The sequence below is a fragment of the uncultured Pontibacter sp. genome (genome assembly GCF_947492645.1).
Taxonomy (GTDB): Bacteria; Bacteroidota; Bacteroidia; order Cytophagales; family Hymenobacteraceae; genus Pontibacter.
Genome location: NZ_CANLMZ010000014.1, coordinates 1 through 10,254 on the forward strand (window position 1 = coordinate 1; position 10,254 = coordinate 10,254).

Here is a 10,254-nt window from a genome sequence, read left to right on the forward strand (position 1 = left end):
TCGGGGTGGCAGGATTCGAACCTACGACCTCCACATCCCAAATGTGGCGCGATACCGGGCTACGCTACACCCCGAACAAACAGTAAAAAACAGCGGCTTTAGCTTTAGTTTTTTACCGTAGCGGCCACAAATGTACGAATCCAATTTTAATCTCCAAACGATTTAGGAGTATAAGAGCATATTTAAAAAGCGTGTCTTTAAACTTATATCCCAGGCATAACTTTGGATTTCAGCTTTTAGTTATGGCAGCCAATACTTTACGATAAACTGGTAGCTAATAACTAAGCGGAAAGTGTATAGCTATTTTAACCTTATTTAGTGCCCGTGCATTGCAGGAACGAGTGCCATTTGCTACGACATCAGCCAATGGAGCGCCAGCGCCCTATTAGGGAAAAACTTTAACTCCATCTGTAAATCAATACTGCCTTTGTTTGCCTGAAACGGTGAATCGACCTTTTCTTCGCGCTCTTTTTCATTAGGCCCGACACAAGCTAATTTCTGAATAGGAGTAGGTTGCAACCCCTCCTTTAGTTGCGCAATTATAAGGGCATACTCCTGGTGACTTAGCGCTTTGATGTTGTTTGAAAAGTTAAGGAGTACACGTTTTATCTTGTGCTCTTTAGCGCTTCCAAGAATTTGCTTTAACCCATTTTTTACTTCCTCAACATTGTATGATTTCCTTTCCTGCCACGTGGCATACAGGATATCCTGTGCCGTAGCATAGTCAAGTTCTATCAAGTGGTTGCGAAAAAGTATCATGATGTTATTTAACTGCTTATTTCTTAAAGTGTTGCATCAGCAGCTAAAGCAAAAGTATAATTTGAAATATAAATTTCTGATGGAGCTTTAGGAAGTTGGTCCATGAAGAGGCTTGCTATAAGGAGATATGGAGTTAATGGCGGCTTATACCTTTTATAAAAACGTCGAAAGCTTGCTGAATGGCAGAATCTTTATCTACACGGCCAGCATGCTGGTTTAAGTAACTAACGGTGGCATGCAACTGGCCGCTAAAGAGAGCAAGAAAAAGATCAAGGTCTATGGTAGTTACCCATTCTTCTGTGACAGCCTTGGCAATAAGGTCTTGCAAAAAAATAAATTCATTGGCCGCTTCTTCTTTTGTTAAACTGGCAATGAAAGGGGAGTTACCAAACATTGCCAAAAAACGAAAATGATTGACATGTTCGAGTGCCCAGTTGGCAGCGTTGCGCCAGGATTGCAGCAATTGTGTTTTTACTGTTGCCTCGGCGTTAATGCCCTGCTGCACATAGCCTGCAAAGGCATTTTTGGTTTCTTTATAAAGCGAGTTTATAAGTTCGTCTTTACTTTTAAAGTATAAAAACAGCGTACCTGTTGCTACGCCGGCTTGCTTTGATATAGCTGCTGTGGATGTATTCTGAAATCCATTTTGGCAGAACAATTGTAGGGCAGCAGCCAGTATGCGTTGTCTTTTATCAGTCATGCGCTTATTTTTTGCTTGTCCACCAACGTTGGTTTGGGTACTGCTTGCCTAAAACTATTGGCTCACCAATAATAGGAGTAGTAATTTTTACCTGCTGCTCTTCTGCAGCTTTTACAACACGTTGTAGTGGTTCGTCCCAGGTGTGCAGCGCTAAGGCAAATTTACCTAAGTGCACCGGAAACAACACCTCTGCCTGCAGGTCTTGTGCAGCCTGTACTGTTTGCTCTGGCATCATGTGTATGTAAGGCCAGTTTTTATTGTATTGCCCTGTTTCGAGTATGGCTATGTCAAAAGGCCCGAATTTATCGCCAATGCTTTTAAAATGAGTATCGTAACCTGAGTCGCCGCCGATGTATACTTTATACTTTGGAGTTTGCAGCACATACGAAGCCCACAGCGATTTACCCCGCGAAAGCCCCCGGCCAGAGAAATGGCGGGCCGGAGTGGCTGTTAGGGTTAATTCATCAAAAGCTGCGTCTTCCCACCAATCCAGTTCAGTAATCTTGGCCTCAGGTATACCCCATTCTTCCAGGTGCGCGCCAACACCCAGCGGTACGTAAAAGTGCTTTACCTTATCTTTAAGGGCCACAATTGTTTCATGATCAAGATGGTCGTAATGGTCATGGGAGATTACCAGCATGTCAATTTCTGGCAGATCAGAAACGGTGTAATTATTTGCTCCAGCAAAAGATTTGACCATAAACGAAACCGGAGCGGCATAACCACTTAGCACCGGATCCACCAGAACAGTATACCCATGGGCTTTAATCAGGTAAGATGAATGCCCAAACCAATAAATGGCCGGTTCCGCTGCTGCTGCTTTCAAATCAGACTTGATAAAGGGTACAGGCTGAGGCGGCACCGTATTTTTGGGCTTATTTATAAAATCGTAAAGCATACCCGTCATTGATGCGTTTTCTGCCTGTACAGGTGTTTCTGATAAATTCTGGAACGAACCGTTTTTATAATTTGGAGATTGCTTGATGCGTTCCAGCCGCTTGCCATTCGGGACCTTACCAAAGGTATCTTGTTGCATAAACAGGAAACCTGCAACAGATAAAACGGCTGTTATAATAAATGCTGCTATCATACTTTTTTTAAGAAGCTTCATGTACGTATGGTTCCTACTACTATAAACTGACTAATCAGTCAGTAATGTACTAACTATTATCTAAGGCAGCAAGTTCCGTGATTTTATAATTCATTTACATACGCCTATACCACTTTCTAGTAACCTGTATTATTTGGATGATGCAGTTAGGTTGATGAGCTTAACAGGTGAAGAGCTGGCTATTACCATATCTCACCTGTATACTATACTTGTAGGCTTGTTGAAATGCTGCACCCAGAACTATGGAGAGTAAGTGCTGGAGCAGTATTCTATGCAGTAGCTGTGTTTGAGGTTATGTCTACTTTGAGTAAGCCAAGTTTTAGCCTATCAGGCAACAGGGTGTTAAATTCCTGTATGTGTTCATTTATTTTATTTCTATCTACTTCATTTTCAATCGCTCTGTGTGCATCACTAACTACTGCTAAGGCATGTGCCCTTATAAAGTTTAGCTGTTCATCGGATGGTTGCTGATACAGCAGACCTTGCAGGCACCTGAGCAGGCGTATATTTATCTGGAAATCTCCTTTGCCATATGTCCTGATGGGGCTAAGGTAGCGGTGCAGCAATTCATCAAGCGTTACTATCCTATCGATCACCTGCACGCGTTCTTCTTCGTGAAGCAGGCAGTTTCTATCTTTTAGTTTTAGCCTGTGTATAAACAGCAATGTCAGGAAATCGATTGCTTTTATGGCTGTTCCGGGGTCGTTAATGCCCGGGCTTAATGCTTTTACAGCAATTTCGGAGATCTGCTTTACCGCTTGCTCATAATCTTCCATCACCACCTCTTCCTGGCTTATGATAAAACATTGCTGCAGCTTTTCCTCGGTTTCGTTATCTTCCGTCACTTCCTTAGTTAAACGCATTAATGGGATGCCTTCTACAATGAATGATCCAACCTCTACAAGTATCTCCAGCTGCATACCGTTTTTCTTAGCGATTTGCTGTAGCCCTGTCATGTTCACCTGCTTTAAATAGCCACTTTGGTTGTTCCTCAATTTATACTTGAATGCCTCGCCGTTTGTGTTGAAGGAGGTATAAGTTTGCATAAATGCATCAGCCTCTTTTTGCAGCGCCACTACAGCTTTCTGAAATAAACTGTTAAGTATGTTATCTACTTGTATGGCCCTGGAAATGGTATGTATAAAGTATACAAAAAGCACCAGGCATATAATGCCAAACACGAGGCCCAGAAGTATAGCTAAGACAGGTGTTTTTGCATTGCTTGCCTGTGGCTGATAATGAAGCAACAGTAGCAGTATGTAAATAATGGTGCCAATATAAAAGCCTAACACAACCTGGTGCGACCTGGCCGTTGTCAGCCCCGGTATAACCCTGGGAGACAAATTGCTGGATGCCTGGTTCAGCACAATCATTACCATCGAGAAGCTAAAAACGGTTAAAGAGATCGTGCCTCCTGCAAGCGTATTTAGAATCAAGCGTGCGTTTTCCTCATCCTGTAGATTGCCGAAAGGAAGTTTATCTTCCATTGCCTTGCTTAGGGGCGTCGATTCGAAGTACTGCATGTACAGCGCCAGCAAAAAGAAGCCAGTTGAGATTAAGGATGGCAAAAATGCAATGCTATTTACAATGGTGGCGTGCGCTCTGTAAGTTTTTGTGGTTAATTTAGCCATACGTCAGACTAAGGTCTTTATTCGTGATACCAGTCAAATTGCATGTGTCATACTTATACTTTGGCCTTTAAACGGAGTAACTAAAATAAAGGAGCATGCTACAAATATTTTTAGCTAACCCAAGCTGCAAGTTTTCAGGAGCCGCAAGAGCAAAACCAGCCAAGAAAATGACCATGAACCCAGTTTGATGAAGTTGAATATGATTTTGCCCGTACTGCTTTATTATTCAGTTTAGCGTGTGGGGTAGAAGATTAAAATCTGGCTTGCAATGCCGTAAAGTATGAGCTATTGGTAGTTTCGTGTTTTGTGCGGCAAATCAAACTAGAATATATATCATAACACAAAGTATAATTTATGACAGAACGCCAAGTATACCGAATGCCTAAGGCAGGCTCCATTAACGACCTGAGCCTGCAAACAGAACAACTTGCTGCACCCGCTCCCGAAGAGGTATGTGTTAAAGTAAAAGCTGTCGGGTTAAACTTCGCTGATATTTTTGCAATGCAGGGCTTATACAGCGCCACCCCAAAGGGTTCGTTTATTCCCGGGCTCGAGTTTTCGGGTGAAGTTATTGCTGTTGGCCCTCAGGTGAGCAAATGGAGAATAGGGGACAGGGTAATGGGCGTAACAAGATTTGGCGGCTATGTCTCTCATATCAATATCGATCATCGCTATGTGATTGCGCTGCCACCGGCCTGGACGTATGAGGAGGGCGCAGGGTTTCTCGTGCAGGGGCTTACAGCGTATTATGCCCTAAAAGTGTTAGGAAACCTGCAAAGCGGCATGACCGTGCTTATACATAGCGCTGCTGGCGGAGTGGGTATACTTGCCAACCGGATCTGTAAGAACTTTGGCGCTTATACGATAGGCACAGTAGGGCAGCCTAACAAAGTAGACTTCCTTCTTAAAGAAGAAGCCTACGATACAGTTATACTTCGGGATAAGCATTTTTATAACAATTTACAGCAGGCAGTAGGGGATAGGCCGCTGCAGCTAATAATGGAATGTGTCGGGGGTGAAATTTTAAAGCAAGGCTGGGAAGCAATGGCCCCAATGGGCAGAATGGTTGTGTATGGCAACGCAAGCTTTACCAGCCATGGATCGAGGCCTAATTACCCCAAGCTGCTTTGGAAGTTTTTACGGCGCCCGAAAATTGACCCGCTGCGATTGCCCACCGAAAATAAATCGCTGATGGGCTTTAACCTGATATACCTTTATGAGCAAACAAGTATGATGCACCAGCTGCTGGATGAGCTACAGCAGCTACAGCAGCTACAGCTGAAACCACAGCATATCGGCCATACTTATACTTTTGATAAGATGCACGAGGCAATTCTTCTTTTTCAGCAAGGCAAGACTATAGGTAAAGTTGTGGTTACGCTTTAATATCATACTGCTCCTTTAAAAGAAGTATAAACTTCCCCTCAAAAAAGATCGATGATCGAAACGCATCGTCAAAAGCATCACTTTTAGAGAATTTTATAGAGGAATTGCCCGCTGTATTAGCTGTTGTGCTATTTTATTTATGCAATTATTGAGAGCAGTAGCCTTTATGCTGCCCTTACCACTACCTAGCTTGTTCATTAATGCGCTAAATCTATCCAATTTATACTTGTATTACGTAATGGGCTGATAAGCTTTGAAAGCTTAGGATAGAATACACGATAACCTAGATGAACAAGAAGTATAAACAAGCATTAAAAATATGGGGCAGTTTATGTATAATGCTGCTCTTAGGTAATACTGGCTATACACAGGCACACACTACAAATGATAGTATAACTGTCGCCATCGCACCAGAATATGATGATGTAAGCAAGTCACACCGTAAGTGGTTCGGGGAAAACTACCGGAAACTATGGGCCACTCCTGTAAAGATGCGGGTTTTTAACCTGAGCCAGGAAAAAGGAGGCATGACTATCTTAAAACAAGGAGGAGGGCAGCAGACCAAATCCCTTCGCTTGCAGGATGCGGACAGTAACCAATGGGTGTTGCGAACCATTCAAAAAGACCCGGAACTGGCGCTGCCAGAAAACCTAAGGGCTACTGTAGCCAAGACAATAGTTCAGGATCAGATCTCTGCCTCTCATCCGTTTGGGGCACTCGTTGTGCCGCCATTGGCAGAGGCCATAGGTGTGCCGCACGCTAACCCCGAAGTAGTATACTTGCCAGACGACCCTGCCCTTGGGGAGTACCGGAAAGACTTTGCTAACCAGGTTTTCCTTTTTGAGGAACGTGAACCGCTGGAGGCTGAAGATACTGATAACACAGAGAAAGTATTAGAGAAACTGCAGGAGGACAACGACAACCGCGTAAACCAGCAGCTTGTGCTACGTGCTCGCCTACTCGATATAATTGCTGGCGACTGGGACAGGCACGAGGACCAATGGCGCTGGGTAGAGGTAGAAGATGAAATAGGAGACTTATACTTACCCGTTCCCCGCGACAGGGACCAGATATTTTTCATCAATGAGGGGATTATTCCTAAAATAGGCTCCCGGAAGTGGATAATGCCTAAGTTCCAAGGTTTTGATAGTGAGATAAGAGATATAGAAGGGTTTAACTTCAATGCGCGTTACTTTGACCGCTTGTTCCTGATTGAGCTTGATGAAGAAGACTGGAAAAGGGAAATTGCTTTTGTGCAGCAGGCATTAACAGACGAACTTATTCAACGGGCTGTGAGGCGGATGCCTGCAAACATCTATGCCGAGTCTGGCGATGAGCTTGTTAGAAAAATGATTGCCCGCCGTAATAATCTCGGCAAAACGGCACTAGCCTACTATAAATTTCTGGCCAGGGAAGTAGATATTCCTTTGTCTGATAAGCACGAACACTCAGAACTAAAGTATGAAGAAGATGGCAGCATTGCCGTTGACATCTATAAAATAAAAAAAGAGGGCACCAAAGAACGATTACTTTACCAGCGCAGGTTTAACCCTGAAATTACCAAGGAGCTTAGGTTATATGGTCGTGCTGGCGAGGATGTGTTTACTGTAACAGGCAGTCATAATTCTCCGATAAAGGTGCGCCTGATCGGTGGAAAGGAGAAAGATCAGTTTCAGGTTGAGCAGCGCTTCACGAGCAAAGGCAACTTATACATCTACGATAGATCAGACAAAGAAAACATTCTTCCGGATGCAGGTCTGGCGCGCATCAAAACTGCTCCTGATACTACCGTTAATCATTTTGATCCGCAGTCTTTCAAGTATAATATCCTGATGCCCCAGGCTACTGTTGGCTATAACATTGATGATGGCGTACTGCTGGGAGCGGGCTTTATATATACAAAGCAAGGGTTCAGGAAAGATCCTTTTGCTGCCAGGCATAAGCTTATGTTTGGGCATGCACTTGCCACAAACGCCACTTTTTTTAGCTACAATGGTTTATTTACAGATGCAATCGGTAAAAGCGACCTTAGCATAGACCTTGATGGCAGGGCGCCGAATAATACCAGCAACTTCTTTGGCATAGGCAATGAAACCGAATTTATAGAGGAAGGAAGCAAGCCAATACGCTACTACCGCACACGCTACGATTTTATAACCGCCCAATTAAAGCTACACAAAAACATAAGCAAGAATTTCTTAATTAATGCAGGTTTCGTAGCGCAGTATTATAACAATGATGCTGCTGATAACAGGGGGCGTTTTATAGAAAGTTATGCTGAGCAGAACCCCCAGGAAAATATCTTCTCGAGCCAGTTTGCGGCAGGCCTTGTTGCAGGCTTCGCGCTTGATACCCGAAATGATGCCTTACTGCCATCGCATGGTGTGTTATGGAACACTTCCCTTACAGCTCTAAGGCAACTGGATGATAAAGAAAATTTCGGTCAGGCTATATCAGAGTTCAGTTTCTACATCAACCTGAAAGAAAACGAAAACCTCGTGCTGGCAAACCGAATCGGAGCAGGTACCACCCTTGGAGAGCCCCGCTTTTATCAGCTTCTATACTTGGGGGGTAATGATAACCTGCGGGGTTTTAGAAACTTCAGGTTTGCAGGAGAGAGTATGCTATACCATAACCTGGAGCTACGCCTGAAGCTTTTTGATTTTACCTCATACTTGTTTCCGGGAACTGTAGGCCTCATTGGCTTTAATGACGTTGGAAGGGTATGGGCTGAAGGGGGAAAATCAGATAAATGGCACGATGGGTATGGTGGAGGCTTTTACCTTATTCCTGCTAAATTGATTTTGCTACAAGGCGTAGTCGGGTTCTCTGAAGAAGACATTTTACCCTATGTCTCAGTAGGTTTTAGGTTTTAAATTATAGGTTATACTCGTGCTATCTATATATAGAAGTATAATATGCATCCTATAGTATCGGAGCAATTGTTAACTCTCAGCTATAAGAGTATACATTCTCTTTTGTTGAATAGGGCCTAAGGGTAGTAGCTATAGTATGCGTATTCTGCAACAAAGCATGTGCAAATTGACTTGAGCAGCTTATTTATACTTTATAATGCCTATCCATATTAATAGACTCTGAAGTATAAACCTTGTGCTATAGTAAAGAGCTGCTGATTTCTTGAAGCTATGGAAGGGGGTAATATATAGAATGAACGTTGAAGAGTAGTAAGCTTTTGGACCCACTTAGTTATAAATAAGTATAAGCGGTTCTCCATTTATACTTATTTATCGTTTTACTAAAGATACACCTCAACCTTTTATACTATGCTGGATATTGTAATTGAAGCCCGTAAAGCATCTTTGGCTCCCGGAATGGACGTGAAAAGGATTCTTCCGTTCAGAATGCGGCGCATGGTTGGCCCATTCATTTTCATGGATCATGCCGGCCCTGTATCAGTAGCACCTGAAAAAAGCCAGGCGATGGATGTGCTTCCGCACCCTCACATTGGGCTTTCAACGGTAAGTTATTTATTCGGTGGGCAGGTAACTCATCGCGACAGCTTAGGTGTTCAGCAGATAATACGTCCGGGGGAAGTTAATTGGATGACTGCAGGAAGCGGTATTGCTCACTCAGAACGCTTCGAAGACCCTGCAGCATTAGCAGAAGGTAAACTGGAGATGATTCAGACTTGGGTGGCATTACCTGAGAAGGATGAAGAGGCAGCTCCAACATTTAATAATTACCAACCTGAGCAACTACCGATATTTACTGATACTGGCATTTGGATGCGTTTGATAGCCGGGGAAGCCTATGGTCTTAAAAATAATGTGAGAACTCATTCTCCGTTATTTTACCTGCACGTAAAATTAGTTAAAGGAGCACGATTTGGATTACCCAAAGAATATGCCGAACGAGGAGCCTATATAGCAAGAGGAAGTATTGAGGTATCAGGAAGAGAGTATAAAGTAGGGCAAATGCTGGTGTTTAATAAAGGAGTAGACCCCATTGTACTTGCTAAGGAAGAAACAACTATAATGCTACTAGGAGGGGAGGCAGTTGGAGAACGGTATATATGGTGGAATTTTGTGTCGTCAAGAAGAGAAAGAATAGAAGAAGCAAAAGAAGACTGGAAGCAAGGCCGTATCATGTTACCTCCTACAGATAATCATGAATATGTTCCATTACCAGAAGGAAACACAAAGCCAGCCGGCGGGCCTGCTCCACAAGCATTGTCATGATCTTATAAATTGAGGCGAAAGGAGCCAGATTAAGATGACATATATTAGGATGCAAGAAATGAATTCCAATTAAAGTAGTAGACTCACGACCTACAATCAAAATAGAATATATGAATGGAGCGAGCTGTTAACATAAATAGTTAGCATCAGGCTAGAAGCTGCATTAATGATAAAAACAACAGGACCTTATATTATAATAGGTGACGCTTAGTGCTAAGCGTCACATGAACGCTTGTAAATTTAAGCTGGATTTCAAGCTTGAGACTCATTATAAAATGTAATCTTAAAATAATGAGATATTATAAAAGCTGATAATCAGTAATTTAATCAGGGAGTGATGAAAATAGCAGAAAAAGATAGCGGCAGGCCATTGAAATTAAGAATTTACTCTTACCTTTGCATCCCGGTTCCGAAAGAGGGGCGGGCACTCGGAAAGGCTGAGGAAAATATTTTGAAATAAGTTGCAGA

General features: G+C 42.9%; 7 protein-coding genes and 1 tRNA gene. 3 read left to right on the plus strand and 5 right to left on the minus strand.

Going from position 1 to position 10,254, the window contains the following annotated elements; translation table 11 throughout:
• The 5 genes from Q1A23_RS18055 to Q1A23_RS18075 all read right to left on the minus strand — a co-directional run bounded on the left by Q1A23_RS18055 (window position 1) and on the right by Q1A23_RS18075 (window position 4,201).
• A tRNA-Pro gene (locus Q1A23_RS18055) sits at window positions 1-74 on the minus strand.
• A gap of 277 nt (window positions 75-351) precedes the next feature.
• Complete coding sequence (locus tag Q1A23_RS18060) at window positions 352-759, minus strand: hypothetical protein (RefSeq protein WP_299826030.1); 408 nt, start codon at window positions 757-759, stop codon at window positions 352-354.
• A 133-nt stretch (window positions 760-892) separates the two neighbouring features.
• A complete protein-coding gene (locus Q1A23_RS18065) occupies window positions 893-1,459 on the minus strand; it encodes a TetR/AcrR family transcriptional regulator (RefSeq protein ID WP_299826032.1) in 567 nt (188 codons plus the stop codon).
• A gap of 4 nt (window positions 1,460-1,463) precedes the next feature.
• Window positions 1,464-2,549: an MBL fold metallo-hydrolase gene (locus Q1A23_RS18070; RefSeq protein WP_299826034.1), complete on the minus strand. Its 1,086-nt coding sequence runs from the start codon at window positions 2,547-2,549 to the stop codon at window positions 1,464-1,466.
• Between the two features lie 290 nt (window positions 2,550-2,839).
• Window positions 2,840-4,201, minus strand: coding sequence for a DUF2254 domain-containing protein (locus tag Q1A23_RS18075; RefSeq protein WP_299826036.1), 1,362 nt, complete (start codon window positions 4,199-4,201; stop codon window positions 2,840-2,842).
• A gap of 354 nt (window positions 4,202-4,555) precedes the next feature.
• Here Q1A23_RS18075 and Q1A23_RS18080 point away from each other — a divergent pair, with 354 nt between their 5' ends.
• The 3 genes from Q1A23_RS18080 (at window position 4,556) to Q1A23_RS18090 (ending at window position 9,786) form a co-directional block, all read left to right on the plus strand.
• Complete coding sequence (locus Q1A23_RS18080; RefSeq protein WP_299826038.1) at window positions 4,556-5,587, plus strand: zinc-binding dehydrogenase; 1,032 nt, start codon at window positions 4,556-4,558, stop codon at window positions 5,585-5,587.
• Window positions 5,588-5,874: 287 nt separating this feature from the next.
• Window positions 5,875-8,463 carry a BamA/TamA family outer membrane protein gene (locus Q1A23_RS18085; protein ID WP_299826040.1) on the plus strand — a complete coding sequence of 863 codons (2,589 nt, stop codon included), beginning with the start codon at window positions 5,875-5,877 and terminating at the stop codon, window positions 8,461-8,463.
• A gap of 408 nt (window positions 8,464-8,871) precedes the next feature.
• Complete coding sequence (locus Q1A23_RS18090; protein ID WP_299826042.1) at window positions 8,872-9,786, plus strand: pirin family protein; 915 nt, start codon at window positions 8,872-8,874, stop codon at window positions 9,784-9,786.
• The last annotated feature ends 468 nt before the right edge of the window (window positions 9,787-10,254 follow it).